Origin of the sequence: Streptomyces sp. NPDC058674 (assembly GCF_042716505.1) — a bacterium.
In the GTDB taxonomy this organism is placed as follows: Bacteria; Actinomycetota; Actinomycetes; order Streptomycetales; family Streptomycetaceae; genus Streptomyces.
This window is the reverse complement of sequence record NZ_JBHXSC010000026.1, coordinates 20,871-42,723: the sequence shown is the minus strand read 5'-3', so window position 1 is coordinate 42,723 and position 21,853 is coordinate 20,871. Positions and strand designations below refer to the sequence as shown.

Below are 21,853 nucleotides of genomic sequence, written 5' to 3'. Positions count from 1 at the left end.
ACGCCCTAGTTCTTGAGGTAGCCGACGCGGAAGCGGACGTCGCCGATTCCTATGCCGGCGTTGGAGGGTTTGGCCTCGGCGACCTGGAGCAGGGCCCACTTGCCGCTGCTGGTGAGGACGCACACGCTCTGCGTCTGGTGGTCTCCGTTGGACAGGTGCAGGACCTTCCTGGCTTCGAGTCGTGCCCGGTTCTCGCACACGGGGACGTCACGGTTGTCGATCCATCCGATGCGGATGTTCTGGGCGACGTTCCTGGTGGTCGTCTCGAAGAAGAGGCGGCCGAAGTCGAGGCGGAACTCGGCCACGGCGCCGGGGGCGTCCAGGCGCTGGCCCTCGACGTCGAGGGTGTTGCCGTCTCCGACGGTGATCTCGAAGATATCGGTGAGGTGCTTGTCCAGGGCGGTGAGCGGATTCTGTTCGGGTGAGGGCTGGACGGACGGCTGGCGGCTGGCCGTGGGCTGCGGGTTCGCCGTGGTGGTGGAGGAGTCCGGGGCCGGTGTCTTGCCGTCGTCGTTGTCCTTCAGGACACCGGCCAGCACGGTGAACCCGCCGATCAGCACGCCGATCACGATGATCAGGCCGATCAGGAACCACGCGCGTGGTGTCGTGCCCGCGGCCCCGGGAGGGTGAGCGCGCGGATCGCGGCGCGGGCTGCCCTGGCCTGCCGGGTGAAGGGCCTGGCGGGGCGAGAGGGATGTTCCGGGCGGCTCCTGCGGGAGGTGCGTATGAACAGTGCGCAGGTCAGAGCCGTGAGCGGTCTGCTGGCCGGTGTCGTAACGGGCGAGTTCGCCGCGGGCCTCGTCCAGGCGCGCCAAGTGGTGCTTTCGGCGCAGAGCCAGTTCGTTCTCCCTCTCCCGCAACTGCTCCACCCGTGCGCGCAGGCGCAGCTCCCGTTCGCGGTCCCGGTCGCGGATGGCGTCCTTGAGGTCCTGCTGGGCATGCCCCATCTCCCGGACGACCGAGCTGTGTTCCTGTGTCATACCGCGCAGGTGCTGCTGGGAGACGAACACGGCGCGCATGAGACGGTGCATCGGATGCGAGCGCGGGCGGGAGGCGAGGTGGTCCAGCAGCTCGCCGTAGTCGCGATACAGACTCGTCTCGGCATCCGGCTGGAAGGTGGAACGCTCGCGGAGCTCGTGCACCAGATGGTCGATGTACTCCGCAGGCGGCACGATCTGACCGTCGCTGTACTTGGTCACCGCCCCATTGGAGTAACCGTGACGCCCTTCGAACTGGCTCGTCGTGCAGCCTGTCCGTCCGAATGAAGCCTTCAGCTGGCGGGCGAAAACCGTGATGGCATCCGCCTCGCCCTGCCCGGCTCCCTGCCTTGCTATGTCCCCCACCGTTATGACCTCCGGCTCCCGGTGCATGTACTGGCGTCAGTGTGATGCCCGCACCGGCGAAAAGTCCGCAGTTCGGATAAATGACCTGCCGCTACCCGCAGAAGCTTCCCCCGCCGCGCGATGGCGCACCCTGCCCACCAGTACCCGGCCGCCCCACGAAACCCCTCCGGCACCCTCCCCTGCTACAGCCACTCCCCCACCCCCCACCCCCCAGCGCCCATCAGGAAGAGGCCCGTCCACCGACCGGGACATCAGGACGCAAAGCAGGAACCAGACCCCGGGCGGAAGCCCGTCAGCAGCGTGTTGCTGTATTCGCATGCCCGTTCGTTCTTTGTGACGTCTCGGTCGACCCCGGGCGTGTACGGAGCGGTCACTTCACGAAGCCGACCCGGAAATTGATCTCAGTGGGGACCCTGCCGTTGGCGGCCTGATCGGCGGCCTGATCGGCGGACGGCTGCAGGACGGCCCATCCTTTCTGGCTGGTGAACACGCACAAGCTGACATCGGCCCTGTCCTGCAGGAAGTCCAGGCCGATGTCCTGCGGGCGGACCAGGCGGGCTCGCTGCGCGCACCGTGGCACGCCCTTGTCGTCGATCACTCCCAGCCTGACGTCCTGGTTCAAGGGCTGGCCGAGGGCGTCGGTGGTGGTCAGGAGGGTGCCGTACTGGAGGAGGAGTTCGTTGTCCTGCCGGTTGGGGGCGTTGAGGGACCGGGTGTCGATGTCGAGTGTGTTGCCGTCGCTGAGGGTGATCTCGTAGACGCCGGTGAGGTGCTTGTCCAGGGCGCGGCGCGGATCGTCGTTGTCGCCTGGGGCGGGTGAGGTACCGGTAGGTGCGTGAGTCGCGGCCGGGCCGGTGGAGGTCTGGGGAGCCGGCACGGGCGACGACGGATGCGCTTCGGTCACCGGCGCGGAGGACGTCCGGGAGGGGGCAGGTGTGTTCGGGGCGGCAATGGTGCCCTTGTTCTTGTTCATGCCGGCGATCAGCGGCAATGGCCGCCATACAGACGACGAGGGCGATGGCCAGGACGGTGATGAGGACCGGTGCCATGCGCGAGCACCGGCGGGCGCCCGCGGGGGATACGGCGGCTTTGGGGGAGGGGACGCCCTCGGTGTAAGGAGTGCGGTATGTCCCGGCGGCGGTCCCGCCGGAGGGCGGGGCCGCCGGCCTTGCCGCGCGCCGCCGCACCGTCCACGACCCCCGCCGCGATTACGGCGACCACCGCACCTCCATCACCATTCAGTTCGAGTTCTGACCGGCCGCGTCCCACCGACACCACGAGGAGAACTCCATGCCCGTCCAGACCGTCGACACCTTCCCCGCCCTCATCAGCTGCTTCGTCTCGGACCTCGCTCACCTTCTGGAGGAGACGACGCCGCGCACCCCGTCCGCGACCGACTTCATCGACCTGGTCGAGCGCACCCGCGACCTCCTCGCCAGTTCCAACCTCGGCAACCTGACCGACGCCAGCGAGGACTTGAAGGCGCTCACCCACCTGCGGGACGCCATCGGGACCGCCAGCTGATCTCCCCGCGCTGAGAGCCCTCCGTGTCGCCCCGACCCCGGACCGCCGGGTGCCGGGGCGGTCGCGGTGGCTCCCTCTCACGACCCGCTAGCCTCACAGCGGTCCGCGAAGGCCTGGACGGGTGAGGCCGTTTCCCGGAACCCGCCATCACCCACAGAGGGTGTGGTGCGCCCACTTCGCTCCAACTTCGGCGACCGCATCACGGTCCCGTCCCGCTGACCGGGCAGCACGGGAAATCTCTGTGCCTCACTCACATCACCGGACTCTGGCCGCCGACCGAAGTGCATTTACCGGCGAGTCACCTGCAGCCGCCGCACGCGGAACAGCACGTGAGGACAACTTGGTCTAGATCAATGCACCCGACCTCAGCAGCGTCTGCGCGCACTGCTCGCCATCGCCGTCCTGAACGGCGGGCAGGATGCTGCCTGGCTGGAAGAGACGTCGCTGTACGAGCTGAGCCTGCGGAATCTCCCGCCCGGCCCTCCCGCGCGGTGCGCGCCATGTCGTAGACCTCGTGCGCGGCCTGGACGGCGGCGTTCTCGTTGTCGGCCCGGCCGGTGAAGACGTGCACGCCGCGCAGGCCGGGTGGCTCGGTGCTGTGTATGGGGACATCCACCTCGAAGTACTTCATGACGCCCATCTCCCTTCTGTTGCGAGGGGGAGTGCAGGCGGTGCGACCGACGTGTCTCTTGAGGTACACGCCGCTGCCATGCTTCTGCCCTATCGGCGGGATTCAGCCGTCAGTTGAGGGGTGCTAACGGCGTTAGCACACCGCTCCAGTGCTAACACCGTTAGCGCTGGAGTAGGAACTGCCGTGAGAAATTAGCAAAACGCCCCTATTGGATCTCCAGTAATGCAGGCCGCGGCAGTATGCTGCCGTCCATGTCATCTCCGAACTCGGGAGCTGAGCGGGAGAAGCTCGTCTCCAAGCTGCCCGCTCACCTCCAGCAAGCACTCAAGGTCCGTGCAGCGCAGCTCCAGACCGATATGCAGGACGCGGTCGCCGCCGGTATCCAGGCCTGGCGAGACCACTCGGACGAGCTCCCCGCCATCAACACCGCCGGAGCCGACTCGTTCGGCACCTACCTTCCCGAGGGCCTCTACGAGGACTTCAAGACCGACTGCCGCGAACGAGGCGTCTCCTACATCCAGGGACTCGCCCAGTCAGTCGTCCTCTGGCTCGCCGACAACCCCGCAGAGGAACAGAAGACCACCCGGCGGATCATCGTCTGCAACCAGAAGGGCGGCGTCGGCAAGACGGCCGTCTCCGCCGGCCTCGCCGAAGCACTCGCTGAAGACCCGTCCGCCACCGGCGCCGCGGCCTCCGCGGCGATCGGCGGACTGCGAGTCCTCCTCGTTGACTACGACCCCCAGGGCCACCTCACCCACCAGCTGGGCCTCACCGCCATCCCCGCCGGCGAGGAAAGCCTCATCACGCACATGCTGCACCGCGAGCAGGCCAAGCAGTCGTTGCTCAACCTGACAATCGCCATAAGCGGTGACCGCTTCGGCGGCCGCCTGCGGATCCTGCCCGCAGCCTTCGACGCGTTCCTCCTCGACTCGGGCCTCACCGTCTTCCGCGGACCACGCGAAGCCGCACTCGAGCGGGCACTCGCCCCCCTCGAAGAGCACTTCGACGTCATCGTCGTCGACTCGCCCCCCAGCCTCGGACTGGCCATGGACGCGGCCCTCAACTACGGCCGCCAGCGCGACGGAGAGAAGCCCGGCTCCTCCGGCCTAATCATCCCCGTCGAAGCAGAGGACACCTCCGCCCAGGCATACGGAATGCTCATCCAGCAGATCGACTCCCTCTCCCGCGACTTCGACATCGAGATCGAGCAGCTCGGTCTCGTCGTCAACAAGTTCGACAGCCGCCGCGGCTACATCGCGACGTCCTCCCTGGACAAGTGGAAGTCGCTCGGCACTCCCCCGGTCCTCGCCGTAGTCCCCGACGTCAAGGAACAGCGCGAAGCCGTCCGCAAGCAGCGCGCGCTCCTGGACTACGCGCCCGACTGCGAACAGTCCCACCAGATGCGGCAGATCGCCCGAGGAGTGAAGACAGCATGAGCAAGGCAGACATGCTGGGGGACTCCCCCACCTTCAACGCGGTAGCCCAGCCCATGAGCAGCCGCGCGGCTTCCTTCGCCCGCTTCTCAGGCCAGGATGGTCCCGCCGCAGAGCCGGCGACCACCGCCTCGGCAGGGACGCCGCGAGTTGCGCTGGATGCTCTCGCGCACAACCCCTACAACCCGCGTGAGGAACTGAAGTCGGTCGAAGATCTGGCCGACAGCCTGACCTCCCGAGGCGTCATCCAGCCCCTCGCCGTCGTAACACGACAGGCTTTTCTCGCAGCACACCCTGACCATGAGGGCCGGATCGGCCAGGCCACTTACGTCGTCGTCGATGGCAACCGGCGTCTGGCAGCCGCGAACCTCGCCGGGCTGGACGACGTTCCCGTCCACATCGACGACTCCCTTGCACAGGACGCCGACACCCTCCTCGAGACAGCCCTCATCGCGGCCGTCCAACATGAGAACCTCGACCCGCTCGACGAAGCGAAGGCCCTCCAACGCCTTGTTGGTGTCCACGGATCCCAGCGAGCCGTCGCGCGCGCTCTGGGCAAGTCCAGCCCGTGGGTCACCCAGCGCATCGCACTGCTCAAGCTCACCCCGGAACTCCAGGAAGCCGTCGAGGACCGCACCCTGCCGGTCGAGATCGCTCGCAACGTGGGGCAGCTCCCCGCACAGCAGCAGCAGAGCGCCGCTGAAGAAGCGATGGCCAAGAGGGCTGAAACCAAACGACGCAAGCAGAGCAACCAGGGTGCTAACGCCGTTAGCACCCCTGATGGCCGTCTCGGTGCTAACGCCGTTAGCACTCCGGAACCCGAGGAACCCGAGTCGGTCAGAGTGGTAGGTGCTAACGGCGTTAGCAGTTCCAAGGCCGAGGATCAGAGCCCCGAGTCGCTGCCGGGTGATAACGCCGTTATCACTGCAGAAGATCCGTCGGCCCATCTGGCGGCCGCTCCCATTCCCCCCATGCCGTGGCACGACGGCAACGCCGTCATGGACATCGTCCTCGCGGCCATGGACGAGGAGCAGCGGACGCGACTCCTGCATCGCTATGTCGAGCGCAGCGGGAGCAAGGAGGCACTGGTCGCTGACCTCGCGCGAAGCCTCCCCAAGGAGGGGCGCCTCCAACTTGCCTCGATCCTCGCTGCGGTGGCGGCCGACCTGAACGCCATCTGATCGACACACAGATCAAGCGAACTGCTCAAGCAGCACCTTTCGAAGGGGCCGGACTCGATGGAGAGTCCGGTCCCTTCGTCTGGATGGATCTGTGCACGGTTGGGGAGCTGTAGAGCACGGACAGTCGGATCCAGCGGGAGAGGCAGAAGATGGGAACGGGAACGGGAACGGTGCTGCTGGTGGTCTTAGCGATCCTGGCCGCAGGGGGAGTAACGGGGACGCTGGTGCGCGCCGGGCGCCGTGAGGCCGAGGCGGAGAAGGCCCGGCTCGCGGAGCAGGCGCGGGTCCAGGCGCTGCGGTCGATGGAGGCCGTCTGGTCGCTGGGGCCTTCGGAGTTCGAGGAGTACGTCATCAACAGCGAGCCGGAGTTGCTCGCGAGGTGGAAGTCGTAGAAGGTCCGCAGCACCGTCTCGCAGTGGGCCCGGGTGCTCGCGGCGTACTTCGTCCCGATGGTGGGTTTCCCGGTCACCGGGTTCGGAGATCCCGGGACGGGGGCTGCCGGGGCGGCCTTGAGAGCAGGCCGGCCGTCGCCCGTGGGTGTGTCACGACGCCGCCAGTGCACGCGCACCGGCTTGCCGGCCAGATGCATCCAGAGCATGAAATCCCGTGCGTCTTCCCGGACGGCCCGGTCCCACTCGATGTCGAGCGCCCACAGGAACCGCCACCACCGCAGCAGGTCGTTGCCGTACGACCGCAGCGTGGTTGCCGGGGTGTCCGCCGCGAGCAGGTCCTTGAAGTACACGGCGACCGGCTCGACCCGCAGACCATGCTGATCGACCAACCGGTACGGCTCCCAGACGTCTCCCGTCGCCAGCAGCTGACCGGATTCGGGCAGGGCGAAGCTCCTCAGATCCCTCCCGGGACCGCTGTGATCAAGCATGCCGAGAAGCTAACAGACAACCCATCTGACCTGCGAAAACGTAGAAGTTAGTTCAGTCAACACGCCGGGGCGGCGTTCGGGTCCGTACGTCCAGGTGGCGCGTCCCGCGGGGCCGGTGCCCATGGACCAGGTGAGCTCGTAGATGCCGCAGAAGCCGCTGACTCGCTTGATCCGTAACCCGGGCCGGAAGGGCCGGTCGGCACGGAGGTCGGGGACGAAGGCGTCCAGGACGACGCGGCGGAAGCGCCGGCGCTGGGCAGGGGTGAGGTGTTGGAGGTCGGTGGTAAATCGGGGGAGGGTTTCGAAGGTGGGCACGGTGGTCTCCTCCGGGCAGCACGACGAAGCCCCCGGTTGCCGGGAGCTGCTGTAGGCGGTGCTCGTTGGTGGTGTTCGTTCCGTGGTGCTGAATGCTGCTCAGTGGTGCTGGATGGTGTTGTCCGAGCTGTGGTGTGAGGGCTGCCGGAGAGCGATGACATTCGCGTCCGGCCCGAGGCCGCTTCCCGCCTGGCGGGCACCTGAGAAGAAAGTTCGGTCGCTCCTCCCGTCTGGCGGGACGTCCCGCTGATCGGCCTTTTCTTGCAGGTCAGAGCCGTGTGCTGTGGTCTCCATGACAGCGGATATCAGGGTTATCAAGGCCGGTCAGATGTACCGCTACTACCTGCGCCAGACCGTCGTCGGCGACGGCCGCCGCCCTGCGCGCACGCCGATGCACGAGGCCCAAGAGCAGGCTGGCGTCCCGGCCGGGCGATGGATGGGCCGCGGCCTGGCCGTGCTCGGACTCGCGCCGGGTGAGGAAGTCACCGAGAGCCAGCTGCGGAACCTGTTCGGCGAGCGGGGCCGGCACCCGTACGCGGACCGGATCGAGGCCGACCGGCTCGTCGCGGGCGCCTCCCCGAAGAAGGCGTTCAAGGCCGGCGCCCTCGGTCGCCGGGTGATGGTCACGGGTGTCGACTTCGTCTTCCGGCCGCAGCCGACGATCTACCTCCTGTGGGCGCTGGGGGGTGAGGAGACCCGGCTGGTGATCGAGGCCGCGCACGAGCGGGCGATCGCACGGGTGCTGGAGTGGATCGAGGACGAGGTGGCGGTGATCCGGTACGGCAAGGACGGCATCTGCCGGGTCCGGCCGCCCGGCGGTGTGGTCGCCGCGCGCTTCCGCCACTACGAGGCACGCTCCGGGATGCCGCTGCTCCATGACCATCTGCTGCTGTCCGTGAAGGGGCAGCGCCTGGACGGGAAGTGGGGGTCGTGTAGGTTCCGGGGACTCCACCCCCGAGACGTTTCCCCGCTCGTGAACGAGTACGGCCTGCCTCGCCACAACCACTGCCCCGGTGGAAAAGTCGATCCGGAATGGCTCCGCACCCAATACATCGAGCTCAACCGCACTATTACGGACATTGCCAACGACGCCGAGGTGAGCTTCACCGTGGTCATGCGATGGCTCCGCACCCACAAGCTCACTCGCCCCGCCGGCCCCAAGGGCAATCGACGCTTCAGCTTCCCTGCTGACGACTTCGGCGACGCCGACCCCCTGCTTCAGCCGGTGCTGAGCAACAACTACCACCTCCGCCGACTGAGAATCTTCCTACGTGTCGCCAGCTACCCGATGTTCGCCACCGCCTGCGACGAACACGGGCTCAGCCGGACCGCGGTCAACAATTCCTTCAAGAAACTGGAGGCGGACCTCGGCGGTCGACTCGTGGAACGCGCATCCAAAGGCCGGTCCATGCAGCTCACCGAATTCGGGCAGAGTGTGGCCCGGGCGGTTCTTCCTCTGGCCGATCGACTCGGAGTTCGCCCCGAAGAATCCGAACGCCTGCGCCACATCTTGTGAAGCGTCCCCCTGCCCGTCAACGCACCATGACTACGCCTTGATTGGTGCGGCCGACCTGGCGGCCTGCTCGATCTTCGCGCAGTAGGCTGCACGGGCTTCCTCGTCGATCTGCTTCTCGTGTTCGGCGCGCAACCCGGTCCGGCCGTCGAGGCCCTCGCGCAGGATATCGGCGTGCCCGGCATGCCGGATGGACTCGCCGAGGACATGGACCAGGATGGCGAACAGGTTCGTGTCGGCATAAGGCTCCGGCCACCACGGCACGTGGCCGGGGGCGTCGAGGGGAAGCTCGTTGATCGTCGCGTCCGAGTGTTCCCACGTGCGCCGGTAGAACCCGATGATCTGATCGTGGGTCTCGTTCTCGGCCGCCCATTGATCGCTGCCGTCGGAGTCCTGCCACCGGGGCAGCGGTTCCGGGGAAGGGCGGTCAAAGACCTCACCGAAGTACCTGGCCTCGACCGTGGCCACGTGTTTGACCAGGCCGAGGAGGTTGGTCCCGGTCGCCGTCAGAGGCCGGCGCGCGTCGTATTCGGACAAGCCGTCGAGTTTCCAGAGCAGCGCCTCGCGGTCCCGCCGCAGTCTCCCGTGCAGATTGTCCTTCGCGAATTCATCGATCATGCGGCATGAGCCTGCCATGGGCTGCTCGTGGTCTCAAGATCCCGTACATGGTCCGCAACGACTGGCAGAGCCGAGGGCCCGGCCATGGCCACCGCCCTGAACTGCTACAAGAAGCTCGCGAAACTTGCCACGTGAGGCACCTCTAAAAGGGACATGGAGGTGAGACAGAAGGGCCGTGTCCCGCAACTGAGACTCCCGCAAAAGACCAGCTCAGCAGACCGGAACGGGACATTCCGAATATGGGCCTACAGTGGGGCAACCTGTCGGCCGACTCGATGCTCGCCAACATCGTCGCGGCCGACACCCTCTACACCCTGCTCTTCATGGAGGAGGTCTCGGCCCGGCTCGGGTGGGCGTGGGAGCCGCGTGAGGTGACGCCCGGCCGCCGCCCGGTCATGGAGATCGCCGGGATCGACCAGCGGCTCATCGGCTGGCAGTCGACTCGCCGCCAGCAGATCGAGGACGCGCTGCCAGTCCTCACGGCCGAGTACGAGGAGCGGCAGGGACATCCGCCGGGGGAGCGGGCCGCCTACGCGCTGGCCTGCCAGGCCGCCGACCAGACCCGCTCACCCAAGCGCAAGGAACTGCGCTCGCTCTCCCAGCTACGCGCCGCCTGGCGGGACTCGGAGAGCCGGGGCGTACGGAGCCGACGTCGTCGCCGGGCTGGCGGAGCGCTCCCGAGCAGCGGCTGCGGCGATATGGGCGCGGGTGCGCCCGGTCGTCGACGTCGCGCTGGCGGCCGTCAACGTCGCCGCCGTGGTGTACGTGATGCGCGGCGCCTTCAAGCACCACCACCTCCTCGCCGAAGCCCGCCGTCACCTCTCCTACGTCTTGCGAGGCCGACCTCACCGGTCCGGCCTGGACGAGGAGATAGTCCAGGCGGCCATCGACAGCTACACCCGCCCGGCCAGCCGGCGGATGATGACCGCCGACCTGCGCGCCCTGTACCCGCACGACACCGAGGACCAGGCCGTGCTGCGCGCGCTGACCCGGAAGCGGGCCGCCGCCCCATACGAGCGGGCCTGTCTCGCCGCCGGGGCGCTGACCGTCCGCGTCCACGCACTACGCCGCGCGGATCGCCTGAACTCCCGGCCCCGGCCGCGCACCGTCACCGTGCCGACCACTGAACCCCCGCCAAGGGCGGAGGGCCGGCCGGGACCTGGAGCCGACGACGGACGTCGCCGCGGTGGAGCTGACCAGCCGGACGCTGGAGGCCGCAGCCGCCGAGATGGCCGCGCGGTTCCAGGCCGGCATCCGGGAACGAGCCGCCGCCCGCCGCCCCTCTCCCAAATCCGCGACGGCCCCGCCGCCGAGCGCCCAACAGCCTGTCCAGCCCGCGCCGGGCCGGACCACACCCACCGGAGGAATCGGATGACCACCACGCCGCCCGCGGACCCGAGGATCGAAGCCGTCGCCGCCCGGCTGAAGGAGGCCGCGCAGAAGCGCGCCGAGGCGTACGCGCCGCCGACGGATTGGCAGCCGATCTGGAAGCGGTCCCGGAAGCCGAAGTCCATCAAGGCGAAGAAGGCGGAGCTGGCCAAGCAGCGCAAGCGGCTCAAGGCGGCCGGTGTCCGCAGGTTCTACGGCGCCCAGTCGCGTCGGCCACGGCCCCGGCAGAACCCCATCGGCAGCGCCGCCGCCCGCCGCGACGCCCGCGCCCTGTCCCGGATGCGGCACTCGAACGCCTGGGTGTGGTGACGACGCCGGGCATCGTCCACCGTGTGGACCGCCCGATGCCGCCATTGAGTGGAGCCCATCGAGTGGACTCCACTCAGTGGCCTCCACCGGGTGGAGTCCACTGCGGTGCGCACCGATTGACGGTGGACTCCACTCTCGGGCACACCACGATGGCCCGCACCGCACCGAGTGCGCCACTCCCGCCCGCACCTGGTGCGCCGCACCTACACTCCCGCCCACCACGAGCCACCCCCTTGTCCAGGTTCGGCTGACCCCCTCGTCCAGGTTCGGCCGACCCCCTTGACCGGGGTCGGCTCCACCCCTTGACCAGGTTCTCCACTGGCATGTTTCTCCTTGACACAGCAGGTTGCGGCCGCCGATCAGGGCCTGGTCAAGGGGGTGTGTGATAGGGCCCAGCCAACGTCGAAACGCACCTGGTGCGGTGCACGTGGTGCGCATCATGGCCCCGGTGCGGTGCTCTGACTTTGACGACCGGGGTCATCGGGGCGAGCGGCAAAGTGGTGGTCTCGGGCATGACGGCTCCTCACGTACGGGCCACCGCGCGGATCACGGCGGCCACGAACCGATGCTCGAACGACGGGCCTGTGGACAGAGTCCGGAGCCGAGGGGGAGAACTCTCCCCCCTCCCGGTTGATCACGATGCGGTCACAGCGGAGGAGTTCTCCGAGGGCGGCGTCACACGAAAGCCGAAAAGCCTACCTGTAGCAGGTGAATGGCGGGATAGGCCCGCCCTCATCCCTTCAGGAGCACCTGTGGCGAGCACCGCCGACGAGTCTGAACAGACCCCCGAACAGGCCCGGAAGACCCCCTCCGTGCACCCCTCCATCACCCCCTCCGCGCCCCGTCCCGCCAAGCCGGGCGTATCCGCAGGTCAGACCGGGCGGGCAAGGGGTCGCCGGAAGTCCGACAACCCTCATGTACAGAGGCGACCTCAGCACAGGAGGACTTCGACCGAACCTCGACGCCGGGAACTGCTGCAAGCGCTGGGGGTCTTCCAGAGGGCTACGCCCGACCAGCTGTGGAAGCTGACCCGTCCGGGCAACCAGCACGACAAGCTCGTACGGGACAACCTCCTGGATCTGGAGGACCACCACCTGGTGAGGATCGAAACGGTCCGGGACGACCAGCGGCAGGTGTGGGTGCTGACGAAGCGAGGCCACGGCGAGGCGAAGAAGCTGCTGGAGCCGAAGGGCATACGGATCTCGGTGCTGCGCAAGGAGAAGTACGACCCGGTCACCGGGAAGCTGCTCGGCACCAGCTACGACGACCACGCCGCGGCGGTCACCTCGACGGCCGCCGAACTCCACCGTGCCGGGATCGGGCACAGGCTCGGCTTCCAGACCGAGATCGGCCACCGGCTCGGCAGCAGCTTCGTGCAGCGGGCGGACCTGGTGGTGCGGGCGCGGGAGGCCCGGGTGCCGGTGATGCTCCTGGAGATCGACCGCCGCACCGAGGACGCCCACGACCTGGTGGTCAAGCTGCGCCGGTACTGGGAGTGGGGCCGACTGCTCCCGAAGGACGCGGCCAAGCACACCGTGGACCTGGTCCGCTCGCGGCCGGACGCGATCGAGCACGTCGACCACGACAAGCGGCTGTGGCGCAGGTTCTACCCGCCGACCGGCCGGGAGGGCCTGGTGCCCGTCGCGTTCGTGTTCGCGGACACCACCGAGGCGAAGGTCGACAACACGGTCGCCGTACTGGAGGAGGCCGGCCGCCGCTACTGGGCGCCGCGCCGGTACGACACCCTCTACCCGAAGGCGGTCACCGCGCGGGACTACCGCCAGGCGGTGCCCGTCGTCGTCACCACCCTGGAGCAGCTCCAAGAGCACGGCGCTGATGCGCCGGTGTGGCGGCGGCTGGGACGCACCGGGGAGCAGACGCTGACGGCCGCGCTCGACAACCCCGACGGCCACGCCCTCTACCGCGACCAGGAGGCCCGTGCCGACGCGGCGGACCAGCAGCGCCGCGCCGCACAGCGGGAGGCGGAGCGCCCGGTGTGCAGGCGGTGCGGGCGGAAGTTCACGGACGAACGCTGGGAGGAGATCACCGTGCACCGGACCGCCGTACGGGCCGGGGACAAGTCCGTGTGCGGCCCGTGCCGCGCCGACGACGTCGCCCGCGAGGAAGCCGCCGCCGAAGCCGCCCGCCTCCAGGCCGCCGCGCCGCCGGAGCCATTGGACGACCCCGAGCCGGACCGGGGCCGCGGCTGGTTCCGTCGGCGGACCTGATCCGGGCAAGCCCAAGGGGAGCCTGGGCAAGCCGCCCGCCGGGCGGGGCGCAACAGCCCGCCCGGCGGGACGGCCGGTGAAGTCGGGGCGTCGCCGTACGGGAAGAAGAGGCCGAACCCGGCTGTAGGCCAGTGCCAGGCCCTAGACAGGTCTCATGAGACGCAGCAGAGAAGAGACCGCGCCGGACCTGCCGGGCGACCTGTGGCACGCCCTGGCCGAACTTCAGCACACCCATCCTGACCCGGTGGGCCGCGTCGGGTCGCTCGCCCGCCCGGCCGGGCTGCTGACCTTCACCGCGGCCGCCGACACCATCCTCGCGGCCCGGGTGCAGCTGACCGGCGCGGAGACGATGCACCAAGTGAACGAGACGCTCCGCGCGATGACCGGCAACCTCCCCCACGCCCACTTCACCGGCCCCGGCGTCGCCCTGGAGCTCACACTCAGCAGACGGCAGGAGCTCCCGATCCACGCAGCGCACGCCGCCGGCCTCACCCGGCTCTTCCGACACGCCGCCGGAACCATCGGCGCCCGCAGCACACCAGGGGGCGGCCGGTGCTTCCACTGCGACGGGACCGGGCGTGCCCGCCCGCTGTGGGAGCCGGCGGCCGGGCAAGCCTGAGCGGCTGGACAAGCCCAAGGGGAGCCTGGGCAAGCCGCCCCGAACGGCGGCTTGCCCACCCCACCCCCGGCGCGCTGAGGTGGTGCCCGCCCGGCTGGACGTCCCGGCCGGGCTCGCGAGGGAGGCACCGGTGAAAACCTTCACGACGGGGGAGACGGCCGTTCGGCGCGACGTGCACCGCTCCGGGCACGTGTGGAGCGAGCAAGCACTACGCGTCCTCACCGACACCAGCGAGGCGCTGGTGACCGCCTGCGCGCCCGGTGCTCAAGCGCTGTGGCCGGCCCTGTACGCCAAGGCCCGCGCCGACGGCGACCGGTCGGTCCGTACGGAGGCGTTCGACGCGATGGCGTCGGGGGAGTGGGAGCTCGCGCCCGGGGTGTGGCAGGAGACCGAGCTGCTGCTGTGGAAGCCGCCGGGCGCGTGGTTCAGCATCAACGCCTTCTTCACCGCGGCCGGGCTGAGGAACTGGTACGTCAACTTCGAGCATCCCACCCGCCGCACCGAGATCGGGTTCGACACCTTCGACCTGACCGTCGACCTCGTTATCGACCCCGACCTCAGCACGTGGACGTGGAAGGACGAAGACGAGTACGCCCACGTGCGGCGCCTGGGCATCGTGACCGACACCGAGCACCAGGCGGTGGAGTACGCCCGCGCCCAGGTCCTCGCGATGCTCGAGGAACGGGCCGGGCCGTTCGCGGACGCCGACCGGTGGGCGTCCTGGCGCTGGAACCCGGCCTGGCCCGCGCTGCGCCTGCCCCAGCGTGAGGAAGCCGGCCCGGAAGCGGTGGCGGCGAGCCGGTGAGGCCGCGCCCTACGCGACTACGAGCAGATCGCCCTCCAGCTGACCGGTCACGCCCGCGCGGTCGCCTCCGATGTACGGCGCCGCGCGGACCAGCTGCCCAAGAGCAGCGGGCCCCGGGCGCTCGCCGATGTCGTCCTGCGCGAGGCAGAAGGCCGGCTGTCCGCGACGATCGAGGGCACCGTGCACTGTGTCCAGAACCGCGCCCGTCTCGTCCGCGCCCTCTACGAACGGCTGGACCGCCTGGAGGCCGCGCTTGCCCCGGAGAGGGTTGCACCGGAAGGGGGCTGCAGAGGTGTCTGGAGAGGTGCAGCCAGCCGGGCCGGCGCCTCCCGCCTGGTCGACTTCTACAGCTGCGCTGGCAAGCCCGACGGCAACTACATCCACCCCTCCGACTGCACCAAGTTCATGAGCTGCGTGGCCCAGGAATACGCCTACGAACGCTCCTGTGCCGACTGCCACCCCAACCCCGACAACTGCCCCAACGGCCGACTCCACTACGACGCCGCCTCAGACGCCTGCCTGTGGTCCTACGAAGCCGGCTGCGTCACCGAACAGACCCCCCGATAACCCCAGGAACATCCCCGCGGCCGACGAGGTGCGCAGGGGCAGCTACCGACCACCCGGTGGAGCGAGAAGGACCTCGCGGTGCCGCGGTTCTCCACGACCTCCCGGGCCCGGCGCGTCATACCGGTACTCGTACCCCTCCGCGCGGCCGCCGGCCCCCGGGATGCGGACGACCTCTTCCCTCGGCTATCGCGAGGAAAGAGGTGTCGTTTTCCGAAAGAGGCTTGCCCACGGCCCCTGACCTGCGCAAATGCAAGATCAACGTTTTCGGGGGTTCACACCTTCGGTGCTACCTCCGGTCCCCCGCGGCGGGCGGGGCCTCCCGGACGGGGGCCAGCAGGAAGCCCACGTGGTCGCCGCCCTCGATCTGGCCCTCGACCCGGCCGGTGAACCAGGTGGCGACGTCGGTGAGGATCGGGCAGCCGTCCGCCCCCGGCCGCCAGGCCGCGTGAGCGAACTTGTCGACCGTGTCCCCGGTGCGTCCCCCGAAGAGCTCGGCCAAGGCGCGCTGGTCGCGCCGCAGCAGGTGCACGGTGAGGTACGGGGCCCGGCGAGACGCTCCTCGGCTCCCTGCTCTACCTCTTCGACAACGGCCAGGACCACATCTACGGCGCGTTCCCTGCCCCCGCGTAGAGGGTGTCGGCGCCGTTCCCGCCGCCCATCACGTCGTCGCCGCTGCCCCCGTAGACGGTGTCGTCGCCGTTCTTCCCGTCGATCGTGTCGTTCCCCCCGAGCCCGCAGATCACGTCAGCGGCGTTCGTGCCGTTGAGGGTGTCGTTCCCCGGGGGGGCCCGGCAACGACGACCTCGACGGGCAGAACGGCAACGACGTCCTGGTCGACACTTCCGGCACCGACATCATGAGCGGCGCCCTGGGCAACGACAGCATCGACGTCGCGGACGGGGCCGGCGGCGACACCGCCAACGGCGGCCTAGGCTCCGACACCTGCACCGCCGACACCGGAGACACCGTCAGCAGCTGCTGATCCCTACCGGCTGGTCGGATCGTTCGGTCGGACGGGTCACCTGTCGTGGTGGCCCGCCGGAACCCCCCTTGTTGAGGAGCTCCACTCATGCGCATCAATCGTGCACGTATCTCAGCCGCGCTCGCCGGTGTCGGTCTCGCTCTAGCTCTGACCTCCGTCTCGGCCCAGCCGGCGGCAGCCGCGGAGCCGATCCTGTACACCTGCGTCCTGCAGCAGGACTCGTCGTACTTCATCGTGACTCTCACCGATGGAGTCCCCACCCTCCAGGAACCGTTGAGCCCAACCGTGGCCTTCACGCTCCTCGCGCTGGGTATTCCCCGCTGCTGAGTAGGGCGCGGTAAAGGGCCAGCGGCACCGCGCAAGAAACACGCGGTCGCCGTTGGCCCCTTCTGTGCCAACCAGACGGACCGACATGATCGGCCGTCCTCGTCGCCCTGCACCTGACCGGCCACGCCCTGGTCGCCGACATCCGCCGCACCACCACCCTGTCCCCGTACGACACCCGCCGGTCGGCGCCCCTCGCTGGGGGTCAGAGTTGCAGCGACAAGCCGGCCTCCAGAAGCGTTGCCCGGCGGGCTGGTCAAAACGAGCCCTGTCTCGTTTACCGAGCCGCCGTCCGGCTGGGACACCCTTCCCCCGGAGGCCCGTCCGACTCTGTGCGGGGACTGCGACCGGCGAGAGAGGACCGAAGTGGACGGGGCCTGGTCGACCGGGCCCCGGCGTCTGGAGCCGTCCCTGCCCGAGCAGAAGACCGAGGGCCGCTGGTTCTCCCGCTTCCGCAGGTGACCTGGGCAAGCCCCCCGTCGGCGGCCTGGGCAAGCCTCCCATCGCGGAGGCTTACCCAGGGCGGTGGCAATCAGGGGCGGCAATGGAGGCTGCCCTACGACTTGCCCCCGAGTTAGCCACCGGCACAGACCCCCACCCCAGCGACCTCCTCACCGACAAGGAAGCCGGAGCCCTCCTCGGCATCGACTCCTCCACCGTCCGCGCCTACGCCACCACCGGCTACCTGCCCAAGGGCACCGACCGACACGGCCGGACCTGGTGGCCACGCCACACAGTCCTCGCGCGACGCGACGCAGGCGACCAGCGGCACCAGAACCCCGGCCAGCAGCCCGGTGACCCACGCAACCGAGCACCCCGCCCCCGCCACGACCCACGCATCGCCGAGATCGCCGACCAGGCCCGCCGCTCACCCCTCACCACCACCGCGATCGCCCAGCGCTACCAAGTCAGAGACCGCACCGCGCAAAGGCTGCTCGCCGCAGCACGCCAGCACGCCACAGACTGAGCACGCAGTGGTGGACCACCGTCCCGACGGAGCTCCATCACTGCGGCCGCCACCGATCCCGATTCCGCGCGGGCACGGCATCACCACGATGCCGGGCCCGCGCCGGTGCGCCCGGTCCGCTACCTGAGCGACGAGCCGCAGAGCTGGGTGATCGTGGGACTCGTGACGCCGTGCGAGGCACGGCAGAGGTCGGCCATGTCCAGCTTCCCCGACACCTGGCCGGGCTGCGGTCGCCGAGGCATCGAGGGCACCGGCGGCCGTACCTTCTTCGCCGTCGGCTTGGCCTGCGGAACGCGCACCGGCGAACGCGGATGCTTCGGCTTCGCCGACGACGTCCTCTTCCGTTCGACTCGCACCCAGGTCTGAAGCCGGTCGTCCTGCTGTACCGGTCGTGTCCTCTGCCGGGGCCGAGCCACCGGCTTCTCCTCTGCGGGAACCGCGGCGACAGCCTCCGGGGCCGAGACGGCTGCGGGCGCCGACTCCGGAGGAAGTGCCGACAGCGGCAACGCGCGCTCCTGCCCAGCTTGGTTCGAGGCCGACCCCGGGGCCGGGGCCGACGTCGGAGCGGCGATGCCCGCGCGCTCATGGGGCGGTTTGTCGTCGGTGGGGGCGACGGAGACGCACCCCGACGCGGCCAGCAGGACGGCAATCATCAAGGGCAGGGTCCGGCGGCGCATCCGACCACTTTGGCGCACCCGGGCCGCCGGGCTCCCACGGCACGCCCGGCGACGCGCGGTCTCAACCACGAGCGGCCGCCACGGCGGCCAGTGCTGAAAGTTGTTCGTCCTGGGCAGTCTTGGCTGGATGTCCATGAGTGTCTCGCCGACCTTTTCGGCGTCGAACACCCGTGAATCCGGGATCAGCTGCTGCACGAGTGCACTCGTCGTCTTGCCCGCGCCGTGGGTGCCGTTGAGCCATACGATCATGGGACCCGATGCGAGCGCCGTGCGGCCCAGGGGCACGGGGTACACCGGAAATCCGGTACAGCGTCGGCGCTTATCAGGGTGGCGTCGCCTGCCTTTGTGGACATCTACCGTGCTTTGACGTTAGAAGATGGTCGTGCCAGTGATGATGACGGCGAGAACGACAAGGACGAACAGGGTGAGGGAGATCCGGCCGGTGAGAGCCCGATACCGCTTCGCGTACCGCGCCTCGTGCTGGGCTATGTCTGCCTCCACACGCGGGTCCGGCACCCAGCCGGGAGCGCGTCGCTCCTCCAGCAGGGCTCGCAAGGCCGCCGCTTCACGTGAAAATCTCTCTTCACCGAGTTCGTTGGGGTCCAGGTTCGGCAGGAGCACGCGTCGGCCGTCCGAACGGTAGGCGTAGACGACCCTCGCTGGGGTCGCACGCTCCCCCACCGAGGGCGAGGGCGGTGTGACAGTACGGATGTCGTAGATGTCGGCCCAGCCGAGGCGACGCGTGCGCACGACCGCACGCAGACAGATGCCTTCGCCGTCGACGTTCGTGAAGGTCCGCGGCGCCACGCACAGAGCAAAGACGTAGACCGCCGCGCAGACGATGGTGGTCGTTGTCTGCAGCCAGAGCGGAAAGGGCTCGATCCACGTCTTCAGAAGGAACGCGGCGATCGCCAGGCCGGCGAGCCACGCGACGGTGACCGTCTTGCGGGTCGTGGTCCGATAGCGGCGTGGCAGTGATACTTCCCGCACGGTTCCCCCTGAGATACCGAGATGGTCTTGGTCTGCCACATGATCGCAGCCGCAGACCGGAGGACTCACAGAGGAGGCGGTCGAAGACCGCTCGCCGGCCACGACCGAGGCGATAGCACTGTCGGCAATCGAGCGGCGTCGGGCGGGTGGCAACAACACCCTGCGGGAGCTGCTCGATTCGATCCGCCTGGTCTGGGCCGACGGCGGCTACGCCGGGAAACTCGTCGACTGGGCCCGGGAAAAACTTCAGCTCACGCTGTGCGAGTCCCTACCAACCCATGTTCTTGGCCACCTCGGCCTGGGCTGCGGCGATCTCTTCCTCGGTGGACTCCATGACGTCCACATCCTCCAAGCGCGCCAGCAGGTCTACGAGAGCCTGCTTCTGAGCCGGGTGCGTGATCGGCACGGGGTTCAGGTCGGTGCTCATCAGCCAGTCGAACAGCACGATCGCGTCAGCACGCCACAGGCGGAGATCGACGGTTGGTGTAGACCCCCAAGGGAAACCCAGTTTCCATATGAGCATCTTGCCAGGTCAGCGCGCTGTGGCGCATCACAGATCAACGTTCACGCGGCTGCCTGCCCAACCTTCGGCGTCGGGTCCGGAAGAAAAAGAACAAGCTCAGGGAATCCGCGACGGTCGCCATGTGGGCATCGGCTGCCGTCGCGGCCGGGCTGCTCGGCGGCATCCCCTACGTACGGTGGTCGGCGGCCCGAGAAGCGGCCCGACCCCGAGGCTAGGCCAGCCGATCAACGCACCCTCGCATCGCTCATCAGCATCTGATCAGCGGCGGGTAGGACGGCCGGAGCGCCGCGGCGCGCTTCTCATCCGCGATCCGCAGCCTGTCCCGGGCTAGAGCGTCCTCCAGGGCCCCGGGACAGACGGGCTCGCCGCAGGTGATCGCTGCCGTGTCGTCGACGGCGGTCAGGGTGTACCGGATGGGTGAGCGGGTGGTGCGCGTCGGCAGGCGCAGGCGGGCTACGCCGGCCGGGAGCTCGGCGCGCACCGGCCCGTGCCAGCGGATCCACAGCGCGGGACGCCCGCGCAACGCCTCATCACGGAGTTTGTCCATGGCGGTGCCGGTGTCCTCGCGGTCGATCTCGACCGCGATCGGGGGACCGTCCTCGCGCAGCAGTCGAAGGTCGAGGTAGGCGGACCACGACGGCCACCAGACCCTGCGGCAACCCATGTCCATTGGGCGTGGCGGGTCGATGTACCGCATGGGCGCCTCCGACCGGCACTTCCAGCCCGAGGCCTTCGCCCAGTTGGCCACCGCGCGGGTGATGGCCGGGGTTGCTTCCTTGGCGGTCACGCCGGTGAAGGCGAAGCCGGTCTCGGACAGATATGCGCGTAAGGAGGCGGCGAGGTTCTCGGACTCGTACGCCGTCGGTTCGTGGGGCATCCGCTGATTCTCGGGCCCGCCACTGACAGCGCGCGGCGACGGCCTTGTGGACGTAGAGGCCTCCCCTGTTGGGTAGTTGGCGTATCCGCAGGTCGCTCGTGGGGAGTACCGTCCGGGTGAGGAGTCCAGAACGGAGAGGTGCCGCTCATGACCCATTCCCCTGACACCGGCATCGGGGCGCGCGTGCGCGTGGCCCGGATCGCGGCAGGCCTGACGCAGGCGGAGATGGCCGGTCTGGTGGGCCGCTCGGAGCGCTGGGCCGAGGACGTTGAGGCCGGCCGCCTCCCCCTGGACCGCTACTCCCTAATCACGGCCGTGGCCACGGTCTGCGAGGTCGACGTCGTCTGGCTCCTGGGACAGCCCTACCGCCTACGCCGCGAACAGGGCTCCGCCGTCCCGCACGTACCCGCGCTCCGCGCGGCGCTGCGCCGCTCCTCGCTGATCCTCTCCGGCCACCCCGGTCTCGTGCCGTCCGGGCCGGCCGCCGACGTCCAGCGCGTCCGGGACCAGGCCGCCGCCACCAACCGGCACCGCCAGGGCGCGAACCTCCCGGCGGTCGCCGGACTCCTGCCCGCGCTGCTGGAGGACCTCAACACCACGATCCTGATGCACGAGCGCGGCACCGCCGAGTGGGACGAGGCCCTGCGCCTTTTGGTCGACGCCGCCCGCAACGCCCGCCAGACCCTCAGCTTGCCGTTTAACGACTCTGCTGGGCAGGCAACGGTGCTGGGGCAGCGATCGACGTAGGCCTATCCCCAACAGCGTCTTACCCACCATCCGTCGTCAGGCGAGGCGAAGGGGTCGGGCCAGGTTTTGGCGATGTAGAGGTCGTCGAGCGGTTTCACCAGACGCCGCAGTTCACGCGCCGCCTGTGGCGGAAGAGCGTGCATGGCCGCTTCCAGAACGCCCCGCTCGTCGGTTGTGTAGAAGGGGTTGCACAAAGGGCAACCGCAACCGCCGGCGAGAGCACGACTGGGGCGGTGGGCTGTTCGCGACCACTGCTGCAAGGCCTGGGCTATCGCCCCAGGCCAGAGCCGATCGTGCTCGAGGCGGGAAACCGCTCCGGCAAGCTTGCCCGAGCCACGCGGCAGCCCAGGTGCTGGTGTTTCATGCGCCTGCCGCCTCGGGTGACGTCCGGAGGCGCGGACTTGGGACGGC

At 69.2% G+C, this 21,853-nt stretch carries 22 protein-coding genes and 5 pseudogenes; 16 read left to right on the top strand and 11 right to left on the bottom strand.

The window, feature by feature from the left end:
- Positions 1–5: 5 nt before the first annotated feature.
- Both ACFWU6_RS16095 and ACFWU6_RS16090 read right to left on the bottom strand, forming a co-directional pair.
- Entirely contained in the window at positions 6–1,199 is a 1,194-nt protein-coding gene (locus ACFWU6_RS16095) for a hypothetical protein (RefSeq protein ID WP_383981544.1), read from the bottom strand.
- 514 nt (positions 1,200–1,713) lie between these two features.
- The gene (locus ACFWU6_RS16090) at positions 1,714–2,316 is read right to left on the bottom strand and encodes a hypothetical protein (RefSeq protein ID WP_383981542.1); all 603 of its coding nucleotides are present in this window, start codon (positions 2,314–2,316) and stop codon (positions 1,714–1,716) included.
- 146 nt (positions 2,317–2,462) lie between these two features.
- Here ACFWU6_RS16090 and ACFWU6_RS16085 point away from each other — a divergent pair, with 146 nt between their 5' ends.
- The 4 genes from ACFWU6_RS16085 (at position 2,463) to ACFWU6_RS16070 (ending at position 6,112) form a co-directional block, all read left to right on the top strand.
- On the top strand, positions 2,463–2,597 hold the full coding sequence (locus tag ACFWU6_RS16085; protein ID WP_383981540.1) for a hypothetical protein: 135 nt from the start codon (positions 2,463–2,465) through the stop codon (positions 2,595–2,597).
- Positions 2,598–2,633: 36 nt separating this feature from the next.
- Entirely contained in the window at positions 2,634–2,867 is a 234-nt protein-coding gene (locus ACFWU6_RS16080; RefSeq protein ID WP_383981538.1) for a hypothetical protein, read from the top strand.
- Between the two features lie 882 nt (positions 2,868–3,749).
- Positions 3,750–4,934, top strand: coding sequence for a ParA family protein (locus ACFWU6_RS16075; protein WP_383981536.1), 1,185 nt, complete (start codon positions 3,750–3,752; stop codon positions 4,932–4,934).
- Positions 4,931–6,112: a ParB/RepB/Spo0J family partition protein gene (locus ACFWU6_RS16070; RefSeq protein WP_383981534.1), complete on the top strand. Its 1,182-nt coding sequence runs from the start codon at positions 4,931–4,933 to the stop codon at positions 6,110–6,112. The genes ACFWU6_RS16075 and ACFWU6_RS16070 overlap by 4 nt, the downstream gene beginning before the upstream one ends.
- A 25-nt stretch (positions 6,113–6,137) precedes the next feature.
- On the opposite strand, the gene ACFWU6_RS16065 is transcribed toward ACFWU6_RS16070, so the two are convergent.
- Together ACFWU6_RS16065 and ACFWU6_RS16060 are read right to left on the bottom strand one after the other, a co-directional pair.
- On the bottom strand, positions 6,138–6,992 hold the full coding sequence (locus tag ACFWU6_RS16065; RefSeq protein ID WP_383981532.1) for a hypothetical protein: 855 nt from the start codon (positions 6,990–6,992) through the stop codon (positions 6,138–6,140).
- A gap of 9 nt (positions 6,993–7,001) precedes the next feature.
- Entirely contained in the window at positions 7,002–7,307 is a 306-nt protein-coding gene (locus ACFWU6_RS16060) for a hypothetical protein (protein ID WP_383981530.1), read from the bottom strand.
- A 292-nt stretch (positions 7,308–7,599) separates the two neighbouring features.
- Between ACFWU6_RS16060 and mobF the strand changes: the two genes are divergently transcribed.
- Positions 7,600–8,823 (top strand): MobF family relaxase, encoded by a 1,224-nt coding sequence (mobF, locus tag ACFWU6_RS16055; RefSeq protein WP_383981528.1) that lies wholly within the window; start codon positions 7,600–7,602, stop codon positions 8,821–8,823.
- Positions 8,824–8,853: 30 nt separating this feature from the next.
- On the opposite strand, the gene ACFWU6_RS16050 is transcribed toward mobF, so the two are convergent.
- Positions 8,854–9,438 (bottom strand): DinB family protein, encoded by a 585-nt coding sequence (locus tag ACFWU6_RS16050; protein WP_383981526.1) that lies wholly within the window; start codon positions 9,436–9,438, stop codon positions 8,854–8,856.
- 239 nt (positions 9,439–9,677) lie between these two features.
- On the opposite strand from ACFWU6_RS16050, the gene ACFWU6_RS16045 reads away from it, so the two are divergent.
- The 7 genes and pseudogenes from ACFWU6_RS16045 to ACFWU6_RS16015 all read left to right on the top strand — a co-directional run bounded on the left by ACFWU6_RS16045 (position 9,678) and on the right by ACFWU6_RS16015 (position 15,355).
- Positions 9,678–10,565: a relaxase domain-containing protein gene (locus tag ACFWU6_RS16045; RefSeq protein WP_383981524.1), complete on the top strand. Its 888-nt coding sequence runs from the start codon at positions 9,678–9,680 to the stop codon at positions 10,563–10,565.
- 244 nt (positions 10,566–10,809) lie between these two features.
- Positions 10,810–11,136 carry a hypothetical protein gene (locus ACFWU6_RS16040; RefSeq protein ID WP_383981522.1) on the top strand — a complete coding sequence of 109 codons (327 nt, stop codon included), beginning with the start codon at positions 10,810–10,812 and terminating at the stop codon, positions 11,134–11,136.
- A gap of 752 nt (positions 11,137–11,888) precedes the next feature.
- Positions 11,889–13,364, top strand: a complete 1,476-nt coding sequence (locus ACFWU6_RS16035) for a replication-relaxation family protein (protein ID WP_383981520.1) — start codon at positions 11,889–11,891, stop codon at positions 13,362–13,364.
- A gap of 154 nt (positions 13,365–13,518) precedes the next feature.
- Positions 13,519–13,983, top strand: coding sequence for a hypothetical protein (locus ACFWU6_RS16030; protein ID WP_383981518.1), 465 nt, complete (start codon positions 13,519–13,521; stop codon positions 13,981–13,983).
- Positions 13,984–14,113: 130 nt separating this feature from the next.
- On the top strand, positions 14,114–14,788 hold the full coding sequence (locus tag ACFWU6_RS16025; RefSeq protein WP_383981517.1) for a DUF402 domain-containing protein: 675 nt from the start codon (positions 14,114–14,116) through the stop codon (positions 14,786–14,788).
- Positions 14,789–14,800: 12 nt separating this feature from the next.
- Positions 14,801–15,037, top strand: a pseudogene (locus tag ACFWU6_RS16020) (DUF6415 family natural product biosynthesis protein); the annotation flags it as partial.
- Positions 15,020–15,355, top strand: a complete 336-nt coding sequence (locus ACFWU6_RS16015; RefSeq protein ID WP_383981610.1) for a chitin binding peritrophin-A domain-containing protein — start codon at positions 15,020–15,022, stop codon at positions 15,353–15,355. The pseudogene ACFWU6_RS16020 and the gene ACFWU6_RS16015, both read left to right, overlap by 18 nt.
- 286 nt (positions 15,356–15,641) lie before the next feature.
- On the opposite strand, the pseudogene ACFWU6_RS16010 reads toward ACFWU6_RS16015, so the two are convergent.
- Together ACFWU6_RS16010 and ACFWU6_RS16005 are read right to left on the bottom strand one after the other, a co-directional pair.
- Positions 15,642–15,893 (bottom strand): annotated as a pseudogene (locus ACFWU6_RS16010) (flavin reductase family protein); the annotation flags it as partial.
- A 64-nt stretch (positions 15,894–15,957) separates the two neighbouring features.
- Positions 15,958–16,122, bottom strand: a pseudogene (locus ACFWU6_RS16005) (calcium-binding protein); the annotation flags it as partial.
- A gap of 26 nt (positions 16,123–16,148) precedes the next feature.
- Here ACFWU6_RS16005 and ACFWU6_RS16000 point away from each other — a divergent pair.
- The 3 genes and pseudogenes from ACFWU6_RS16000 to ACFWU6_RS15990 all read left to right on the top strand — a co-directional run.
- A pseudogene (locus tag ACFWU6_RS16000) lies at positions 16,149–16,337 on the top strand (calcium-binding protein); the annotation flags it as partial.
- An 87-nt stretch (positions 16,338–16,424) separates the two neighbouring features.
- Positions 16,425–16,664 carry a hypothetical protein gene (locus tag ACFWU6_RS15995; protein ID WP_383981515.1) on the top strand — a complete coding sequence of 80 codons (240 nt, stop codon included), beginning with the start codon at positions 16,425–16,427 and terminating at the stop codon, positions 16,662–16,664.
- A 541-nt stretch (positions 16,665–17,205) separates the two neighbouring features.
- Positions 17,206–17,628: a hypothetical protein gene (locus ACFWU6_RS15990; protein ID WP_383981513.1), complete on the top strand. Its 423-nt coding sequence runs from the start codon at positions 17,206–17,208 to the stop codon at positions 17,626–17,628.
- A 725-nt stretch (positions 17,629–18,353) separates the two neighbouring features.
- On the opposite strand, the pseudogene ACFWU6_RS15985 reads toward ACFWU6_RS15990, so the two are convergent.
- The 4 genes and pseudogenes from ACFWU6_RS15985 to ACFWU6_RS15970 all read right to left on the bottom strand — a co-directional run.
- Positions 18,354–18,554, bottom strand: a pseudogene (locus ACFWU6_RS15985) (ATP-binding protein); the annotation flags it as partial.
- 120 nt (positions 18,555–18,674) lie between these two features.
- Positions 18,675–19,295 carry a PH domain-containing protein gene (locus tag ACFWU6_RS15980; RefSeq protein ID WP_383981511.1) on the bottom strand — a complete coding sequence of 207 codons (621 nt, stop codon included), beginning with the start codon at positions 19,293–19,295 and terminating at the stop codon, positions 18,675–18,677.
- A gap of 268 nt (positions 19,296–19,563) precedes the next feature.
- Entirely contained in the window at positions 19,564–19,818 is a 255-nt protein-coding gene (locus ACFWU6_RS15975; protein WP_383981509.1) for a hypothetical protein, read from the bottom strand.
- Between the two features lie 247 nt (positions 19,819–20,065).
- Positions 20,066–20,695 (bottom strand): hypothetical protein, encoded by a 630-nt coding sequence (locus tag ACFWU6_RS15970; protein ID WP_383981507.1) that lies wholly within the window; start codon positions 20,693–20,695, stop codon positions 20,066–20,068.
- Between the two features lie 147 nt (positions 20,696–20,842).
- On the opposite strand from ACFWU6_RS15970, the gene ACFWU6_RS15965 reads away from it, so the two are divergent.
- Positions 20,843–21,442: a helix-turn-helix domain-containing protein gene (locus ACFWU6_RS15965; RefSeq protein ID WP_383981505.1), complete on the top strand. Its 600-nt coding sequence runs from the start codon at positions 20,843–20,845 to the stop codon at positions 21,440–21,442.
- The last annotated feature ends 411 nt before the right edge of the window (positions 21,443–21,853 follow it).